This window comes from Desulfosporosinus sp. FKA (assembly GCF_002196785.1).
Lineage (GTDB): Bacteria > Bacillota > Desulfitobacteriia > Desulfitobacteriales > Desulfitobacteriaceae > Desulfosporosinus > Desulfosporosinus acididurans.
In genome coordinates this window covers 1-19,403 of the sequence record NZ_NAHZ01000034.1, presented here as the reverse complement: position 1 = coordinate 19,403, position 19,403 = coordinate 1, and the positions used below count along the sequence as shown (strand labels likewise).

Below are 19,403 nucleotides of genomic sequence, written 5' to 3'. Positions count from 1 at the left end.
TATAGTTATATTAAACGGCAGTAGTCCGATTGCTTTGAAGATCAATAGACCAGATATCAGAGTTATATTCATGTTGCAAAAGATACGACTTTGTCTTGTTGATAAGTTCGTCTATGTATAATTTTGGGAAATGGTACTTTTGTAAAAGAATTTGGAGATAAATTTAAGTCATTATACTAACAAATAAAATTTACCGAATGTGTTCACAAAAGCTTGACAATTAACGCCTACAGTTGTAGGCTCTACTTATAAACGGATTACAAATGTAGGTGGTGGAGATATTGAAGAACATTCCGCAAATAACCGATGCTGAATGGTTGGTAATGAAAGTGCTTTGGGAGGAGTCTCCTCTGGGTTCCTGCGATATTATTAAAAAACTGAATGGGACAACTGATTGGAAACCTAAAACAATTAAGACCTTACTTAGTCGGTTAGTTGCCAAAAGAGCCTTATCCTATGACCTTGCACGCCGAGGATATTCATATTATCCTTTAGTTTCTGAAGATGAATGTGCTAAAGAAGAAGCGAAATCATTCTTAGGTCGTGTTTTTAATGGTTCTCTTAATCTATTCGTGAAAAATTTTATAGAAAACGAAGAGTTGTCAATGGAAGAAATAGAGGAACTTAAGAAACTATTAGAAGATAAATAATCCGAGCGGGGTGATTTTAGTGGAACTAGAGTTAGTTTTCCATTGGATTATTAAAACGTCTGTTATGGCGAGTATAATGGCAGTTCTAATTTTACTGGTAAACTTTGCCCTAAGGAATAAACTTGAAGCAAAATGGCGATATGCGATTTGGATGCTGTTAATTTTTCGCTTACTTATACCTTACAATATTCAAAGTCCTTGGAGCGTTTATGGTTTAATGCCCAATTCGATTTCAATTCCTATGGCCAAAGATGTTAATCTTAAGATAAATGATAACGTTTATCAAATCAGCGAGGGATATGATAAAGAAGTTCTGTTAACCGAGGGGCAGTCTACCATCAACAAGCAAAGGAATACCAAAGCAGAAGATTCTATCTTAAAGGATTTATCGTATGGCAAGATATTAACAATTGTATGGCTAGTTGGAGTTATAGTTTTAGCAATTAGTGTAATTGTTTACAATTTAGCATTTTATTTTCAAGTGAGGCGAGAGCCATCCGTAGCTGACGTAAGGATGGCAGAACTTATGGAAGAGTGTACCCGTAAACTGGGCCTTAAAAATAATCTGCCAGTAATTATCACGAATAAGATTGAAGTGCCATGTCTCTACGGAATATTCAGTTCCAAACTTCTTCTTTCAAAATCCCTGGTAAATCGACTGACAGAAGAAAATTTACGACATATTTTTATCCATGAACTAGTGCATTATAAAAGAAAAGATATACTTATTAATTGGCTTTCCGTTGCTGCTCAGATTGCCCATTGGTTTAACCCCTTAATTTGGTATTCCTTTGCCAAAATGCGTGAAGACTGTGAGTTAGCTTGCGATGTCGATACCCTAAGCTTTTTGAAGCCGGAAGAGTATCAAAGTTATGGCTTTTCTATTATCAGTTTAGTTACATCTGTTCAATCTTCACAGTTTCCAGGAACTACAGGTTTTTTGGGAAATAAAAACCATCAACAAATTAAGAGGAGAATCAAAATGATTAAGTCTTTTCATAAAGCTACTTTGAAATGGAAATGTACTGCGGTCGTTTTATTCATTAGTTTAGGCTTGGTCGGGTGTACTAACTCACTATCAGATAGTACTTCTGTTGTGGGGGGTAACACCCCGAAACAATCTGTTCAGTTAAATCGATCATCTCCTGTAATGGAGGGAAACTTTGATTACAATAAGTCCCTTTCTTTTACCCCCTTACTTCCTAGTTACACTGCAGGATATCAGTTTACAGATTCGTCAGCTTATAAGGAAATTACCCCTCCAAGCAATAATGTTAGCCGTTACTTAGCTAGATATGGCGGCAGCGAGAAATTTTTTATGATCCACGAGACAACAAGCCCAAAAGGGATGAAACCTATCTATTTTGCTGGTATGGATCAAGGAACAAAAACGCAAATCAAAATTGGTGATGTGCCAGCAACACTGTATGAGAGTGAAAATGCCAATGCCAATGCTATTCAATTCATAAAGAATGGTATTGAGTATACGGCTGGCACCCGACATGCTGGGGGTATTTCTCTCGATGAGTTGAAGAAAATCTGCGAAAGTTTAGCTGTTCCCGCGAATAGCCCTCCTTCAAACTTTTATATTGATAAATCGGGTCCTACGGCTTCCGAGGGGTTAAGTTTTGAAACCCTTCAACCGGGAGATATCGCCATTCCGCAGGGGTTTGAATTCCAGGCAGAATCCTCTAGGATAAAAATTGAAGGGAATGAAAAGTCGGAAGTTTTCTCGTTGTTATATACAGCAAGAGATTCGATTATAAGTATTGAGATAGGCAAGGGAGATCAACCCTTCGGAAAATCTACGCCCTTGTTAACGCCAGACTCTGATTTTGATACGAAACAAATTGGTACAACTAAAGTTCTGCTGCGTAAAAAGAACTATGATCAGAATTTGCCTGCTGCTAAGTTTACTGTTCCCGGAAATGGTTTGGAATGTATAATTTATATGACAGGTCAGGAATCTGAAGTGGATAAGGTAGTTGAATCAATTTTACGGGCCTATTTAAAACAGTAGCAAGTTTAAAGTTTGAAAGTTGGTGAGATAGTGAAAAAGATACAGCAATTTTTGCCTAATATTATGAATGGGGAAGTTGATAATTTAACTCATTGAAATTTCCCATAATGACATGATGTATAGTAATCCGTGCAATAGTCATTTCATTTTTATAGGGTATACGTTAAAATAACAAAGCTGGTTTCCTCAAAGTGGGGAACTGGCTTTTTGTATTTCTGTGCATTTATTTTAAGTTCATAGGGAATACTCTTGACCGAATCGGTTTAGAGGGGTATACTTGCATCAACCGATTCGGTTGAAAGACTTTGGGGGTGAGATTTTGGAGAAATTTTTAAGTTTACCTCGAGAGAAACAAAATGTCATCATTGATGCAGCTCTTAGAATGTTTGGCTCAAATGGCTATAAAAAAGCCTCTGTTAGTGATATTGCTGCTGCAGCTGGAATTTCCAAGGCTATGGTATTTCATTACTTTGGCACCAAAAAATCATTATATCTCTACCTGATTAATTTGTGCGGCTCTGTCATGATGAACGAAGTTAATGAAAAGTTTGATAACAGCATTACTGATTTTTTTGACAGAATTAAAATGTCATCACAAATTGAAGTTTCCGTTATGAAAAAGCACGCTGCCATACCCTCTTTTTTAGCGAGTATGTACTTTGAAAATGATGAAGAAGTAAAAGACGATATAAAAGCTATTTTAGCTGGCGGAGACGATTTCAGAAATAAAATAGCCTTTGCAGGTGTGGATACTTCTAAGTTTAAAGACGAGGTTGATCTTAAACTTGTAATGAAAATGCTTTCCTGGATAGCTGATGGATATACCAAACAACTATCCAATCAATCAGTGTTTGATTTTGATACTATGTTGAACGAATTAAATGAATGCTTAGATATGCTTAAAAACAACTTATATAAAGAGGAATTTGTACGAATTAAGTAAGTTAAATTTATCTGTTGGTCAGTTTTGGATAGTTATTTCTATAAGTAGTAAATGGGAGGGAATAGCTATGAATTCATGTCTACTAAGCTTTGAGGATATCGATAAAACACAGATTACGATAGTTGGAGGCAAAGGGGCAAATCTGGGAGAGTTGTCAAGAATTGAAGGAATCCAGGTTCCTGAGGGTTTTTGTCTTACAACGGAAGCCTATAGAAGAATCGTGGAGAATAATGCGGAGTTTATCGGCCTGGTCGAAGAATTATCTTTCCTTAAAGCGGAGGATCGGGAAAAGGTTAGTGAAATCAATGGGAAAATCCGCAATTTAATCGAAGGAATAATAATTCCCCAGGATATAGACGAAGAGATTATGGATTACCTTAAAAGGTTGGGGGAAAAGAATGCTTATGCCGTTCGGTCAAGTGCGACTGCCGAAGATTTACCGCTGGCTTCTTTTGCGGGACAGCAGGATACCTATTTAAATATCATAGGAAAAGATGCTATTCTTCGCCACGTCAGTAAGTGCTGGGCCTCACTTTTTACGGACAGAGCGGTGATTTACCGCCTTCAAAACCACTTTGACCATCGCAAGGTCTATCTTTCTGTGGTTATTCAAAAGATGGTTTTTCCACAGGCTTCAGGGGTTATGTTTACGGCAGATCCTGTAACCGCTAATCGAAAAATCACCTCCATTGACGCCAGTTTCGGTCTAGGTGAAGCACTAGTGTCAGGGTTAGTGAATGCTGATATTTATAAAGTTAAAGAAGGCGTGATCATTGATAAGAAGATTTCAAGCAAGAAATTAGCCATCTATGGGTTAAAACAAGGGGGAACTGAAAAGAAAGAAATTGATATTGCCCGACAGAATACGCCAACCCTGACAGAAGGGCAGATATTACAGCTGGAACAAATGGGCAGGAAAATCGAAAAGCATTTTGGCCGTCCGCAGGATATCGAGTGGTGCATTAGTTGGGGACATTCCTCAGACCCAGGAGCCAATCCCTCGAATGAGGTGTGGTCCCTTTCCTCTGAAGATAAAATCTATATTGTCCAAAGCCGCCCGATAACAACATTGTATCCTGTACCGGAAGTAAATACAGATAAGAACCATGTCTTCTTTTCTTTCGGTCACCGACAGATGATGACTGAGGCCATGTCTCCCTTAAGCATAACGTTCTTTCAGGTATTATTTAAACAGATGACTGGCTCACCAATGTATGAAGCCGGCGGAAGAATATATGTCGATGTCTCTAACGAAATGAGATCACCGCTTATGAGAAAGTCTTTTGTTAAAGGGCTATCGGCCATCGATGTGCTTATGCAAAAAGCCTTTTACAATCTAATTAAACGAGAAGATTTCATGAAACATCTCGCTAAAAGTAAGAAGCCAATGGTTGGAGGTAAAGTGATTGCCAGTTGGCTTCTTAAGACGATAGACTGCTATAGAAAAAATGATTCTGCTATTGTTGAAGGATTTATGGCCCGTAATAGGGCAGCCTTAACGGACTTGGAACGGCAGGCTCAGACGATTTCTGGAAAGGAACTTTTTGATTTTATTGATCAAAGCATGGTTCAATTAAAGGATATGATCTTTGACACTTATGGAGTTGTTTTTGCCGGAGCCTATGCGACGAACTGGCTTAATAAGCATATGGAGAAATGGTTAGGGGAAAAGAATGCAGCGGATACTCTTGCCCAATCTGTAGCCAATAATGTTACCTCGGAAATGGGCCTTGAACTTTTGGATGTCTCCGATGTCGTTAGAAAGTACCCGGAGGTCATAAGCTATTTGGAAAACCCGAGTGATGAAACCTTATTAGAGGATCTAGCGAATTTAGAGGGAGGGCCTGAGGTTAGTGAGGCCATAAGAGGGTATCTGAAAAAATATGGTATGCGCTGCTCTGCGGAAATAGATATCAGCAGAACTCGCTGGAATGAGAAACCTTCTATATTGGCTTCTCTGATCCTTGGCAATATTAAAGTTTATCCGCCGAATGAGCATATTGCCAAATTCGAGCAAGGCTTGAAGGAGGCTAAGCAGAAAGAGCAGGATATTATTGACAGGCTTAAGCAGCTGCCAGGTGGCAGCTGGAAAGCTAAAAGAACTAAGAAAGCAATCAGTGTTCTTCGCAATTATGCCGGATATCGTGAGTTCAATAAATATATCCTGGTTTGGTATGAATGGATTGTGAAGCAAGTTCTTATAAAAGAGGCGGAAGCTTTAGTTCTGCGGGGGCGTCTGGAAGAAATTGGGGATATATATTATCTTAGATTTGAGGAACTGAAACAAGTTATAGAAACGAACGAAATCGATTATCAAATGATCAAGAACAGAAAAGAAGACTATGAGATTTACAATAAGCTTACCCCTCCACGTGTCATTACCTCTGACGGAGAAGTTATTTCCGGTGAATATGACACAAGTAATATCCCAGAAGGTGCTTTGGCTGGGGTGCCTGTTTCAGCGGGAATTATTGAGGGAAGGGCAAGAGTAATACTCAGAATAGAGGATGCCCAAATCGAGGAAGGGGATATTCTAGTCACTACTTTCACCGACCCTAGCTGGACGCCGGTATTTGTATCAATCAAAGGATTGGTTACGGAAGTTGGAGGGATGATGACTCATGGAGCAGTCGTTGCCAGGGAGTATGGTCTTCCGGCAGTGGTAAGTGTCGAAAATGCAACTACGCTGATAAAGGACGGACAGAAGATCCGAGTAAATGGTAGCGAAGGATATGTGGAAATACTTTCGGAGAAAGAACACTAGAGTGGTATTCCTTTCAATTTTAGAAAGCTATAGCAGAGGGAAATAATTTCTTGGCAAATGGCCAAAGGCGTTCTCGCTTCACAGTATAGTGGAGTGAGAACGCCTTTATTTAAGGTCAGAGCTCATTGAGCCCATTGTGCCATTTGTATGCTATAAGGAAATATGACTTGGCAATTAAAGTGCAATTATTCTTTTTGTTCGATTTCAGTAACACATTCGCATTTGATTTTTTCAACCAGGAATTGCAGGGCGTCAACTACGTGTGGTCTGATGTCACCGCCAATCAGCACATACATTATGTCGTCACCAAGTTCTAGCTGCCCCTCGTTAAGCCAAACCCTGACATGGAAGATGCCGTCCATCTCATAGGTTTCAGCAATCGCTGCATCAACCTTTGCTGCATCATAAGTAAAGATCATTCCCGTCACCATTGAACCATCGTCAATTCCTTGGCGTACCATAGCTTTGGGAGTTTGGCGCACAACGCCATTATGAACTAAAAACATTCCTTCCTGTGAAGACGCTCGATCAGCTTTTGCCTCTCTGAGCCATTCATCAATTGATGGCGAGAGCTTTTTAGTTTTACCTTTAATCATAATTTAAAAACCCCTAATTTTTCAGAAGATTAAATTCCAATACATGCTATCAAAAATAGAGTAAAGTTTCAATCTATACGATTCAAAACTTTCAGATCTAATGTCAAAGTCATACCTATTTGCGTAATGTAATTTTAGTAAAATGATTAGGGAGGCACTATCATGATTAAACCTACAATGCTTGCCCCCGATTTCTCAGCCGATGCCTATTTCTTAGGTAATAGAACTACAGTTACATTAAGCAGTTATAGAAAAGATTGGGTTGTTTTGTTCTTCTATTCCAGCGATTTTACCTTTGTTTGACCGACAGAGTTGGGAGCCGTGGCTGCCCATCACCACTTCTTAGAGCAATTAGGAGTTAAGGTGCTCGCAATTAGTACTGATAGTGTGTTTTCTCATAAAGTATTTGCTGAAGTTTCTCCATCTGCCAGAACTATACAGTATCCATTACTCTCCGATAGAACCCACCGCATCTCTCTCGAGTATGGAGTTTTGAGAGAAGAATTAGGATTTACATTTAGAGCAACATTTATTATAGCTCCTGGTGGGGAAGTCAAATATTCCTGTCTGTATCCCCCAGAAGTTGGGCGAAATGTATTAGAAATAATCCGAGTAATTCAGGGACTTCAGTATGAAGAAGCAACTGGATTAGGTGTTCAGGCCGGCTGGCGTCCAGGACAACAAGGGCTGAGAAAGGATTTTAATTTGGTAGGTAAAATATAACATTATCCGTCCAGCAGCTTTGAACTGACTTTGTTTTATTTTTCAAGTGTTTAAAAAATAAAGGAGAGCAATAACATTCTACTTCAAGAAAGTAGTTTGTAAAGCTCCCTTTGTTTTTTGCCAGTTCTACTTTGGCCTTGACAATTTCTTATGCTTGAATGTCAATCTTTGCCCCCAAATTTGGTTGAACGGACAATTCCATGGATTTAGTTGCCTCACTTAACATAGAAACAAGGGAATTACCATTAGTAGATGCAATACCCATAGCCATTTTCATGACTGATACCCCTACTTGTTGCTGCAAATTGCTTTGACTCAACATTGATGACATTGCTGCAATATCCAATGTATCTCCTCCTTTGTTTTAGATATCGACAGAAATTTAATATAACTTTAGAAGTGCAGCAACAATTCACACATGCAATTAGAACTGAATTGTTGGATATTTTTTATGAAATAAAAACCAACTTCAATTGTACCTTAATAGTTGTATCAAAATCTTCTCGAAGAAACCCTCATCGTTTTTGGGATGAGGGTTTCTTCAAAAAGGGTTCTGTTTTCTACGTTTATATTGAATTATAATGAAGTGAGTCCTAAAATTTAGGCGTGGAGGAATATCATGGTAAGAGGAGAAAAGGTGATTGCCTTAGCAGTAACATTTCTTGCACTTTCTATATTGGTGAGCGGCTATTGGATAGGTAGATCATTAGAAAGAGGTTTTGCTGTCAATTCAAATGGGATGTTTCAAGTTTCTCAGAGTATCCAGGAATCCATAAATACGGCAAATGTATCTCAAAATGACGTTCTAGATCAAGCCCAGGCGGCTAATTATTTGCATGTTACAGAAGATCGCTTGTTAGAGGTAGTTGATGCTATCCCACATGTTCGGGTAGGCGGACAAAATATATTTAGCAAGAAAGCTCTGTCAGAATGGGTTGAGAAATCAAACTTTAAACTATAGCTTCTTTAAATTTGTCCTCAGAAAGTAGTTGATTGATTTGAAGGCTAGTAAGAGTATCCTGAGATTCGTACATTCATTTGATAAAGATTTTATAAAGGATTGGGAACGACAACGTCAAAGGGGAATGCTTAATTTTATCGTTAAATACGGAATCTTAATGGCTTTTTTCACCCTGGCCATTAATTTAGTTTTCCCTGTGGTCTATGAAAATAGAATAGCAATAGAATCAGGCACTTTAATTCCTGGTCTTATCTCATCAATTATCCTTCCATTTCTTCTCTGGTTTTCAAATAATCAAAGATATGTTACTTTAAGAGAGAAGGGAAAGGAAACAATTAATTGTAAAAGTGATAAGGAGGAATTTACAATTAAAAAGTAGAAATTTACATAGTGAAATGAAACCGGAGAAGGAGACTAGGGCAAAGCAATACGAAGAGTATTAATCTATTTGTATAAATAAATAAGGGTGATTGTAAATGAACGAAGCACTATTTGACCATGTCGCGGCCCATTATGATTCCTGGTATGATACTGAGCTAGGATCACTCTCTGACCAAACTGAACGTAATCTGGCCCAGTCGATGTTTAAGGCGCCTGGCCCGAAGGTTCTGGAGATTGGCTGTGGCACTGGACAATATACGAGTTGGCTTGTGCAAGAGGGTTATGAGGTTACTGCTGTCGATATTTCCGGTGAAATGATGGCTTTGGCCCAAAAGAAAATAGCGCTGCTTGAGGGAAGCACTTCAAAAGCTGATTGTGTTCACTGGTGGCATGCTGATATTACAAAAATTCTTGATCAACTTGAAACCTACGATGGGATTTTCTCTATGACTGCTTTTGAATTCGTACCTGAACCGGAAAACGTCTTAAAAAAACTTTTTAGTCAATTAAACCCCGGGGGCTGTTTAATGATCGGAGTTATCGCCGGTATGAGTGCCTGGAGTGAATACTATGCTGAGGCTGCTCGTAAAAAACCAACGTCTGTCTTCAAGCGTGCAGCTCTTTATACCCAAGAGGAAATACGTTCCTGGCAGATCGGTGTATCCGCCGAAATCGGAGAATGTCTATTCTTCCCGCCGAATGTTCAAACTAAATCTGAGGCCCTTTCTCTTGAGGCCAAAAGGGAAGGAAATCCTGGATTTGTGGTGGCAAAGTGGGTAAAACGCTAAGAAATGCAGAACAGTCCAGTAAGCACTGGGCTGTTTGTTATTTTGAAAAAATGTACTAATAAGAAAATAAAGACAGAGGGAAATAATATTATGGAAGAAGCAAAGCTCTTTGAGTTGCTGCAGAATAATCCTAACGCTATAGCCTATATCAATAATCCTACAGATGAGATGAAGCTTTTGGCTGTTAAAAGGAATGGACTTACTTTAGAATACATAGACAATCCCACTAGAGAGATGCAAGAATTGGCAATAGTTAGTAATCCGCGGGCGATTCAATTTATAAATAACCCTACAGAAGATATGATGATTAAAGCTATCGATGCTGGCTGGGTTAACTTAGAGTATATTAAAAACCCAACCGATAAACTTATAAAATCAGCGTTAAATCAAGCCGGATGGGCTATTAAATATGTCCATAATCCAAGTGAGGAATTGCAGCTATTAGCTGTTAGAAGAAATTACGATGCCATTAAGTTTATTAAAGAACCTTATGAACGTGTACAAGAGGCAGCTGTTAAAATAAGTTATGATGCCTTAAGATATATTAAGTCACCGACACACAATGTAGAGCTTATAGCAATTAAGGATAATGAAAAAGCTATTACATTTGTAAATGATTTGGATAAACATAAACTGCTTGAGTTTTTAAAAGTAAATATCTTAGTGATTAAATATGTTACCATAGAAATTGGTAGTGATGAAATAGAACAAGCGTTAAAAGAAGCATTAGCAAATGAAGATGTTGACGAGAAATATGTTAGGGATTATTTGAATTGTAGTACCTTAGATAAAAATAGCGCTATTTTGCCCATGGACAAGCTCATGTTTATTTATAAATATGGAAGCAAAAAGGCGAAAAAAATAACTGTAGATGAAAAATTGAAGCTGATATAGGTGGGAGACATAATGAATTTTTCAGACACGCTAAAAAGTGTTAACTTAGTCTTATCTATTGGGGAAGTGCCTCTAATAGTTGGCGAAAGCGGAATAGGAAAAACAGCGTTAGCCAAGCAAATTGCGAAAGAAAATAATTGGAGTTTAATTGTTATTAATGGCAATCTTCTTAAAGAAGGTGAAATAGGTGGCCTTCCCACTGTTGAATCTTATACAGGTTTCAAAGATGATCATGAAAAGAAAACTACTGTATATGCCGTCCACCATAAGCTAAGGGAAATTGATGAAGAAATATCTCAAAGGAAAACTGTTCTTTTATTTATCGATGAGATAAATCGTTGTGAACATACTGTGCAGCAGGAACTTATGAATTTAATTTTAAATCGAGAAATTAATGGCTATGAGTTACCCAAAGGCGTAAAAATATTGGCTGCCATGAATCCTTCAAGTAAATATGGTTCGGATTTTGATTATCAAGTTGTGGATATGGATGCGGCTCAAGAAAATAGATTTGTCTGGTTGTATATGGAACCTGACTACAACCAATGGATCGATTGGGCATTAGAAGCTGGAATTGAGCAAAAGGTTATAGAGTTTATTTCAACCTTCCCTGATTATCTGCATAAGGTAAACGAAGATGATATACGGGCAACTCCGAGAAGTTATGAAAGAATTTCAGGTATTTATAAAATTTACAAGGAGGGTAAAGATTCAATACCCAGATCTGTGTTTTTAAATGTCATAAGAGGGAATGTAGGGAGGTTAATTGCTGAAGAGTTTGTGACCTTCATTGAATCGGATTATAGTTCATTGATATCTTTTAAGGATGTTTTTTCAGGAGATTTTCTTTCCGAAATAATTAGCGAAAAAATTAAAAAGGAAAGTCATATAAGACTTTACCTGTCTGCTAAGAATATTCTTAAAACCTTAGAATTAAATATAGAAAGTTATGATTTTGATTCAACTTATTATATTGGAAGACTTATTGAATTTTTAAAAGTATATCCTGTTGATTTAATGATTGGAATTATGAAAGAAATTAAAAATAGCTATAAGGAAGTTTATAAATATGCCATAGATAATGAAGAGTTTGTTAATTTATATTTCGAATCTTATAATTTAATTAGGTGATAAACTGTGGGAACTTATTTTGATAATCAAGTTAACGAGCTGTATGAAAAAGCTGAAGAAATCGTCGCTATATATTTAAACGCTAAACGTATAGATAATAAGGTTCAAATCGATATTCCGAAAGATTTTCGAGAGAAGTTTTTTAGGCTTGTCGATAATGTCAATTTAAGTCTTATGGAAAACAAAGACAACTTTTATGGATATTTTTTACTGCAAATGTCAAGAGAGATAAGATTCGATATAAGTAGTTCTACTGCTCTCAATTTTAGGGGAGCAAACTATGTCATATCTTTTAATCCTTTACTATTTTTAAATCTTAATATAAAACAAATGGAAAGTACTATTAAACATGAAATACTTCATATAATATCTCTTCATTTAATAAGGGCAAAGAAACTTAAAGCTGGTTATAGTAAATTAGCGATTAATATGGCAATGAATATAGTGGTAAATACATTTTTAGACAATTTGCCGCCATATGCTCTTACTTTAGAATGGGTAAATTTGAATTATTCCTTAGAACTCTTACCCTTTAAACCTTTTGAGTATTATGCGGAAAAGCTTCAAGCTGCGATAGACCTCTTAGAAGCAGATGAAGATGACGATGAAGATGAGTCTGCGGATGAAAGCAATCAAGATGATAAAATCGAAACAGACTATAATCCGGAAAAGGACCATGATGTATGGGAAGAATCGAGTGATATCGATGAAAGAACGCTTAAAGAATTTACTGAGAAGATCATTAATGATTCTCTAAAAGGTAACCTGCCAAATTACTTGGCAGGCATGATATCATTACTTAGAAATAGTAAAGGTGAATTGCCTTGGAATTTATATCTCAAGAGGTTAATGGGAACAGTTGAAAGTAATAAAAAGAAGACTATAACTAGAAGAAGTAGAAGACAGCCTAATAGATTAGATTTAAGAGGTGAACTTAGAAGTCATAAAGCAAAAATTATTGTTGCCCTGGACATAAGTGGAAGCATTAGTGATGATGAATTTTATCAAGCTATTAAAGAAGTGCTCGATATCGTGAAAAATTACAATCATGAAATAACCGTTATCGAATGTGATAATGAAATTAGACGTGTTTATAATGTCAAATCTATTAAGGATATCAGAGATAGGATTAATATCAGAGGAGGTACTAAATTTAGCCCGGTTTTTGAATATGCTAATCAGAATAAGGCTAATCTGTTAGTTTATTTTACGGATGGCAAGGGTGAAGATAAGCTTCTTACGAGACCTAGGGGGTATAAAACGTTATGGGTTATTTCCGGAAGAGGAGATAAGCTTTCCTTAAAAGAAGCTTATGGACCTGTCAAAAAACTTAAACCTATTGAAGAAAAAGATGACTCACTAAATATGAGTGATGTCAAAAGAGACGGGTTTTCAATGAACGACCAAGAAGAAATACATATCTAAACCAACTATCCGTCAGATTGAAAGGGGTTCCGTAACAAATATGGCTATCAAAATCAATAGTAAGAATAAGAAGATCCTTCTAGTATTAATCACACTTTCCCTTCTTTTAACAGGATGTGGAAACGCAGAAAAAGTATCTACTGCGTCTGTAAGTGATACATCAACGAAATCTTCGGCAGCGGATAAATCTTCACCGACAACTGTAACCAATGATTCGGTTGATTATAATCAGTATGTTAAAAAGGTATGGAAGCTGAAAAATAATAGCGATATGTCATTCGTGATTTCAAAAATTGAAAACAGTAAGGCGATAGGCAAATTAAGTGTCCTCAACTATACAACTGCAGATAAAAATTTACAAAGTTTCGAGGCTGATTTTGAGGGGGAAATTAATAAAGATACTGCTGTCTGCCAGTATAATGATTCCAAGGGTAATAAGGGATCCTTGAAATTAGTCTTTAAATCCAATCAGGAAATTGAAGGAACTATAACTATAGCAGATAAAGCAAAGATAACAGTTCAACCGTCACAAGGAACTTTTTATTTTGCCCCGGAAACTATTAACGATATAAAGGGGTTTAGCCCGATTGAAAAGCAATCGTTTATGGTCAACCTAAATTCTTGGGGTAACGTTAAATTTGTTTCAGGAAAACTTACGGGCGGCAGTCACGTACCTGTGGAATTCTATTTAACGGATAAAGATGGAGACATCCTCTATGATTTCGCTGCTACACTCCCCTATAGAGTCGATGTCAAAGCCGTTTCTTTTGAGGATGTAAACAAAGATGGGTTAAAAGATATAATCATTATTGTTAACGATGAAGATGATTCAAGTAATTGTTTGGCAACAGTCTATTTTCAAAAAGCAGATGGTTCCTTCGCTAATGATATGAAATTGGATCAAGAAATAAATGAATCAAAAAATAACAAAGACGTTAAAACAGTACGGACCTTTTTAGCCTCGAAATTTTAATGGTTTGTAACGCCCTCACTTATAAGAAGTGGGGGCTTTAAAAACTGGATAAATTTGAAAATGCTGATTCCCTTCCATTATGAACGGGGAATCAGCATTTTCTTAAAGTTGATGATTAAAAATCGTAAAATTCTTACATTTTAATGGCCATATGACGTCATCCTTGTCTCGTAATAGGGAAAAATAGACAGCGTTTATTACCTGCCGCCATAAAGTGTTTTTAATTGCTCGTCGTTCATCGTAAAACTATGTTGATCATCGGGGAAAAGTTCACTTCGTACTTCTTTAACGTATGTCTGTATGCCGTCAACAATTTGTTTATTGATAGCTGCATAGGGTTTAACAAACTTGGAAACGCGTTCCACACCATAGGTGAGGACGTCATGGTAGACAAGGACTTGTCCGTCTGTATGCACTCCCGCACCAATCCCGATAGTAGGAATCGTTACAGATGATGAAATTTCCTCGGCGAGCTGTTTGGGAACGCATTCGAGGACAATCGCAAATGCTCCTGCTTCCTGACATCGTTTTGCATCATCGAGTAGTTTTCTGGCGCTTTCAACGTCTTTTCCTTGTACTTTAAATCCGCCCAGGACTCCTACTGATTGCGGAGTAAGTCCCAGATGAGCAACAACTGGAATACCGGCTTTAACAAGTGCTTCGATGTGTAAAAGTACTCCATCAGCGCCTTCCACTTTTACCGCCTGGGCCCCGGTTTCCTGAATAAGCCTTGCTCCATTTATAAGTGTATCCCTAACAGATAGATGATAGCTCATAAAGGGCATGTCCACGACAATAAACGTGTTACTAGCACCGCGTTTTGCTGCCTTTGCATGATGAATCATGTCCTCCATGGTCACATAAACTGTTGAATCATAACCAAGAACAACATTGCCAAGGGAATCACCAACGAGAATCATGTCCACATCTGCCAGCTCAGCTTGTTTAGCGGATGGATAATCGTAAGCCGTCAGCATGACAATTTTCTTTCTTTGCCGTTTCATTTCCAAGAAGTCTGTTGTTGATTTCATAATTTTTCCTCCTTTTTTCAGGAGAGGCGAGAAAACAAGTTAATTAAAAAAAGTTCCTAAGCCAGAAGGAACTTTTTTACATAACAGTTTTATCCCTCTGTCCTTGCCTGTAGCAGGTCTAGGCAGAACCATTTAAATTGTCAAAGTTCCATAGGTGCAGTTCAAATGATACCGCCCAAAATGAGTATATCAGGTTATATTTCTCTTGACTATGGTTATTTGGTTATTTTTGAGGTTTCCCAACGCATTCTCTTTAATCCTGGTATATAATAAGGCTTATATTTAATCAGAAAAGAGATTTATCCATGTCAAGGGCAGCTAATAATTTCAAAGTATTAATACATCGAAATTAATTTTATGTTACTATAGATCATAGTGCTGCTAAATTGATCTGTTCAAGAGCAGAAAATAATGTAAGCGAGTGAACTATAAAGTATAATTGTTAAGTGCTTGTTAATCAAGAGAGATGCATTGCCAAAACTCGCTGTTGAACTGCCTCGATAGGATCTAAGATAACAAACATAGATGGAGGAAAACAGTCATGGGTAATTTTAAAAGAGTGATGGTCGCCAATCGAGGTGAAATTGCCATTAGGGTATTTAGAGCCTGTAATGAACTGGGAATAAGGACTGTAGCAATATATTCCAACGAAGATAAATATTCTCTCTTCAGAAGCAAGGCTGATGAGGCTTATCTTATCGGCGAAGGCAGAAGCCCTGTTGATGCTTATTTGAATATTGAGGAGATCATCAGTTTGGCAATTAAGAAGGGTGTGGATGCTATTCATCCAGGATACGGCTTCTTGTCGGAAAACCCTGAATTTGCTAAACGATGTGAGCAGGAAGGTATTGAGTTCATTGGACCAACTGCGGAGATGATGGAGCAGTTGGGGGACAAGATTACGTCAAAGATTGTTGCCAAGAACGTCGGTGTTCCGATCATTCCCGGTTATGAGAGAGACATTAAAACTGTGAATGAGGCAGGAGTTCATACGGCGGAATGTGGTTACCCCTTGATGCTTAAGGCAGCTGCCGGAGGCGGCGGAAGGGGAATGCGTATTGTCAGGAATGAGAGTGAGTTGGAGTCTGCTTTCTTAAGTGCCAAAAGTGAAGCTAAAAAAGCCTTTGGTATTGATCATATCTTTATGGAAAAATTCATTGAGAAACCGAAGCATGTCGAGGTTCAGGTCCTTGGCGATAAGTACGGTAACATAGTTCATATGTTTGAACGAGATTGTTCAATCCAAAGAAGGCATCAGAAGGTTGTGGAATTTACGCCTGCTTTTTCTATCCCTCAGGAAATCCGAAACAATATTTACCGGGATGCCCTGAAGATTGCTCGGGCCGTAAATTATAGGAGCGCGGGAACCTTGGAATTTCTGGTCGATAATCAGGGGAATTATTATTTCATTGAAATGAATCCGCGGATTCAGGTTGAGCACACGGTTACGGAGATGGTGACAGGGATAGATATTGTTCAAGCTCAAATTAAGATCGCCCAAGGTTATGCTTTGAATTCTCCTGAGATCGGGATAAACTCCCAGGAGGACATTAAACTCAATGGCTATTCCATTCAATGCAGAATCACAACTGAAGACCCTGCCAATAATTTCGCTCCCGATACAGGGAAGATTGAATCATACAGGACTGGTTCAGGATTTGGGATCAGGCTGGATGGCGGCAACGGATTTACAGGGGCAGAAATCAGTCCTTATTATGACAGCCTTCTCGTTAAGAATATCTCTTGGTCCAGGAGCTTCCAGGATGCCATTAAAAAATCCATTCGTTCGATTACAGAGACCCAGATTACAGGCGTGAAGACGAATATCGGTTTTCTGATTAACGTCCTCAACCATCCGCAGTTTATGCAGGGTGAGTGCCATACTGGTTTCATCGAGGAAAATCCTGACCTGATCTCGTTCACGCATAAGACCGATGATGAAAGCCGGCTTTTGAAATTTCTTGGCAATGTCGTTGTTAATGAGACGATGGGGATAAAACTGCAATACGATGTTCCTAAGGTACCGCAGATTCATGCTGTCAGTCCGAACGAACTGAGCGGGACTAAACAGATCCTTGATGCTCAAGGTGCAGAGGGACTTGTTAACTGGGTAAACGCTCAAAAGAAGGTGCTGCTTACCGACACGACCATGAGGGATGCACATCAATCGCTGATGGCGACAAGAGTTAGAACGAAAGATATGATCAAGATCGCCAAGGCAACTTCTGTTTTGGGCAAGGATTTATTTTCTCTGGAAATGTGGGGAGGCGCAACGTTTGATGTGGCCTACAGGTTCCTGAAGGAATCTCCCTGGGAAAGGCTGGAGCAACTGAGAAAAAGAATTCCAAACGTTCTGTTCCAGATGCTCATAAGAGGTGCGAATGGGGTAGGCTATAAGAATTATCCGGACAATGTCATCAGAGAATTTATTAAAGAGTCAGCGCTTGCGGGCATAGATGTTTTTAGGATCTTCGACTCTCTAAATGAGTTGAGGGGCATGGAAATTTCCATTGACGAAGTATTAAAGAACGGGAAAATTGCCGAAGCCTGCATTTGTTACACGGGAGATATCCTTGATAGTCGGAAAGAAAAATACAACTTGGATTATTATATTAAGCTGGCGAAAGAGATTGAAAAAACCGGTGCCCATATCCTCTGCATCAAAGACATGTCAGCTCTTCTGAAGCCCCATGCAGCCCATAAGTTGGTCAGCGCCTTGAAAAATGAGATCGGAATGCCTATCCATCTTCATACCCATGACACTACGGGTAACGGGGTAGCTACGGTTCTTATGGCTGTGGAAGCAGGGGTAGATATTGTCGATACTGCCTTTAACAGCATGTCAGGTTTGACGAGTCAGCCAGCCATGAATTCTATTGCTGCGGCACTCAAAAATACGGAAAGAGACCCTGGGATTGACCTGCAAGGAATTCAAAAGGTATCTGATTACTGGGAAGCAGTGCGGCCGGTATACGGCAAGTTTGAGTCGGGTTTGAGGTCTGGATCGGCCGAGATCTACAAATATGAGATTCCTGGAGGCCAGTACTCTAACCTTAAGCCTCAAGTTGAAAGCTTCGGACTTGGCCATAAGTTCAATGAGATCAAAGAAATGTACAAAAAAGTTAACGAGATGTTGGGGGATATTGTAAAGGTTACTCCTTCATCGAAAGTTGTTGGGGACTTCGCCATTTTTATGGTTCAAAATCACCTCACCCCAGAGAATATTTATGAAAAAGCCAAGAATATGACCTTTCCTGATTCCGTCGAAGCCTATTTCAGAGGTATGATAGGCCAGCCTATGGGAGGATTCCCGGAAAAACTTCAGGAGTTGGTCTTAAAGGGAGAAAGACCAATAACGGAACGTCCCGGTGAGCTCCTTCCAGCTGAGGATTTTGACAAGATCTTTAAATATTTAAAAGATAAATTTTGTTTTGAACCAACGAAGAAAGATATTCTGAGCTATGCTTTATATCCGGAAGTATTTGAAGGATTCTTGAAAGTTATGGCTGAATATGGAGATTTGAGCAGGCTTGGAAGCGATGTCTTTTTCCATGGTCTTAGTGAAGGGGAAATCATTGAGGCTGAGGTTGCTGAAGGAAGAAGCTTGATGATTAAGCTTCGTTCCCTTGAGAAACCAGATCTGGAAGGATATCGAACTCTCGTGTTTGAAGTCAACAGGAATCGAAGAGAAATTAAAATCAAGGACAAGAACTGGAACAACAGTAACCCTCTCGTCCAATCGGGAGAATATAGTTTGACAGAAATGGCAGACCCTGATAATAAGAATGAAATAGGTTCCCCTATTCCGGGGACTGTCGTGACGTTGATGGTTAAAGAAGGAGACAAGGTTAAGGAAAACCAAACTCTTGTGGTTATCGAAGCCATGAAAATGGAAACAAGAATAACCAGTTCCTCCGCAGGGATCGTCAGTTCGGTTAATATTAAAGAAGGACAGCAAGTCAAAGCAGGAGAACTTCTTATTGTTATTAAATAGCTGGTATTGATTTATACTGAAACCTGACCCCACTCTTTCATTGAATATTGACCCCCTCACAATAAAAAGATATCCTTTCTCAGTCAGTAGCAATTACATAGAGAAAGGATATCTGGGAGGAGAATGAAA

Annotated in this window: 16 protein-coding genes; 13 read left to right on the top strand and 3 right to left on the bottom strand. The window is 38.4% G+C overall.

Annotation, left to right across the window (positions count from 1 at the left end):
• The first annotated feature begins 281 nt into the window (after window positions 1-281).
• From B5771_RS21270 to rph, 4 genes are all read left to right on the top strand, one after another.
• Window positions 282-650: a BlaI/MecI/CopY family transcriptional regulator gene (locus tag B5771_RS21270; RefSeq protein WP_088189334.1), complete on the top strand. Its 369-nt coding sequence runs from the start codon at window positions 282-284 to the stop codon at window positions 648-650.
• 19 nt (window positions 651-669) lie between these two features.
• On the top strand, window positions 670-2,670 hold the full coding sequence (locus tag B5771_RS21265) for a M56 family metallopeptidase (RefSeq protein ID WP_088189333.1): 2,001 nt from the start codon (window positions 670-672) through the stop codon (window positions 2,668-2,670).
• Window positions 2,671-2,989: 319 nt separating this feature from the next.
• Window positions 2,990-3,613: a TetR/AcrR family transcriptional regulator gene (locus tag B5771_RS21260; protein WP_088189710.1), complete on the top strand. Its 624-nt coding sequence runs from the start codon at window positions 2,990-2,992 to the stop codon at window positions 3,611-3,613.
• Window positions 3,614-3,680: 67 nt separating this feature from the next.
• Complete coding sequence (gene rph, locus B5771_RS21255; protein WP_088189332.1) at window positions 3,681-6,377, top strand: rifamycin-inactivating phosphotransferase; 2,697 nt, start codon at window positions 3,681-3,683, stop codon at window positions 6,375-6,377.
• 185 nt (window positions 6,378-6,562) lie between these two features.
• Here the strand turns inward: rph and B5771_RS21250 are convergent, their stop codons facing one another.
• Window positions 6,563-6,973: a molybdenum cofactor biosynthesis protein MoaE gene (locus B5771_RS21250; RefSeq protein WP_088189331.1), complete on the bottom strand. Its 411-nt coding sequence runs from the start codon at window positions 6,971-6,973 to the stop codon at window positions 6,563-6,565.
• Between the two features lie 177 nt (window positions 6,974-7,150).
• Here B5771_RS21250 and B5771_RS21245 point away from each other — a divergent pair, with 177 nt between their 5' ends.
• Window positions 7,151-7,696: a peroxiredoxin gene (locus B5771_RS21245; RefSeq protein ID WP_088189709.1), complete on the top strand. Its 546-nt coding sequence runs from the start codon at window positions 7,151-7,153 to the stop codon at window positions 7,694-7,696.
• 148 nt (window positions 7,697-7,844) lie between these two features.
• Here the strand turns inward: B5771_RS21245 and B5771_RS21240 are convergent, their stop codons facing one another.
• The gene (locus tag B5771_RS21240; protein ID WP_088189330.1) at window positions 7,845-8,042 is read right to left on the bottom strand and encodes a YjfB family protein; all 198 of its coding nucleotides are present in this window, start codon (window positions 8,040-8,042) and stop codon (window positions 7,845-7,847) included.
• A 273-nt stretch (window positions 8,043-8,315) separates the two neighbouring features.
• On the opposite strand from B5771_RS21240, the gene B5771_RS21235 reads away from it, so the two are divergent.
• From B5771_RS21235 to B5771_RS21205, 7 genes are all read left to right on the top strand, one after another.
• Window positions 8,316-8,657 carry a helix-turn-helix domain-containing protein gene (locus tag B5771_RS21235; RefSeq protein WP_088189329.1) on the top strand — a complete coding sequence of 114 codons (342 nt, stop codon included), beginning with the start codon at window positions 8,316-8,318 and terminating at the stop codon, window positions 8,655-8,657.
• Window positions 8,658-8,781: 124 nt separating this feature from the next.
• Window positions 8,782-9,036 (top strand): hypothetical protein, encoded by a 255-nt coding sequence (locus B5771_RS21230; RefSeq protein WP_088189328.1) that lies wholly within the window; start codon window positions 8,782-8,784, stop codon window positions 9,034-9,036.
• A 97-nt stretch (window positions 9,037-9,133) separates the two neighbouring features.
• On the top strand, window positions 9,134-9,826 hold the full coding sequence (locus B5771_RS21225) for a class I SAM-dependent methyltransferase (RefSeq protein WP_047811291.1): 693 nt from the start codon (window positions 9,134-9,136) through the stop codon (window positions 9,824-9,826).
• 90 nt (window positions 9,827-9,916) lie between these two features.
• The gene (locus tag B5771_RS21220) at window positions 9,917-10,720 is read left to right on the top strand and encodes a hypothetical protein (protein ID WP_088189708.1); all 804 of its coding nucleotides are present in this window, start codon (window positions 9,917-9,919) and stop codon (window positions 10,718-10,720) included.
• A gap of 12 nt (window positions 10,721-10,732) precedes the next feature.
• Complete coding sequence (locus B5771_RS21215) at window positions 10,733-11,851, top strand: ATP-binding protein (protein ID WP_088189327.1); 1,119 nt, start codon at window positions 10,733-10,735, stop codon at window positions 11,849-11,851.
• Between the two features lie 6 nt (window positions 11,852-11,857).
• Window positions 11,858-13,276, top strand: a complete 1,419-nt coding sequence (locus tag B5771_RS21210) for a VWA-like domain-containing protein (RefSeq protein ID WP_088189326.1) — start codon at window positions 11,858-11,860, stop codon at window positions 13,274-13,276.
• Between the two features lie 40 nt (window positions 13,277-13,316).
• Complete coding sequence (locus B5771_RS21205; protein WP_088189325.1) at window positions 13,317-14,249, top strand: hypothetical protein; 933 nt, start codon at window positions 13,317-13,319, stop codon at window positions 14,247-14,249.
• A 197-nt stretch (window positions 14,250-14,446) separates the two neighbouring features.
• Here B5771_RS21205 and panB read toward each other — a convergent pair whose 3' ends face one another.
• Window positions 14,447-15,280, bottom strand: a complete 834-nt coding sequence (gene panB, locus B5771_RS21200) for a 3-methyl-2-oxobutanoate hydroxymethyltransferase (RefSeq protein ID WP_088189324.1) — start codon at window positions 15,278-15,280, stop codon at window positions 14,447-14,449.
• A 541-nt stretch (window positions 15,281-15,821) separates the two neighbouring features.
• On the opposite strand from panB, the gene B5771_RS21195 reads away from it, so the two are divergent.
• Entirely contained in the window at window positions 15,822-19,274 is a 3,453-nt protein-coding gene (locus tag B5771_RS21195) for a pyruvate carboxylase (RefSeq protein ID WP_088189323.1), read from the top strand.
• Window positions 19,275-19,403 lie beyond the last annotated feature (129 nt).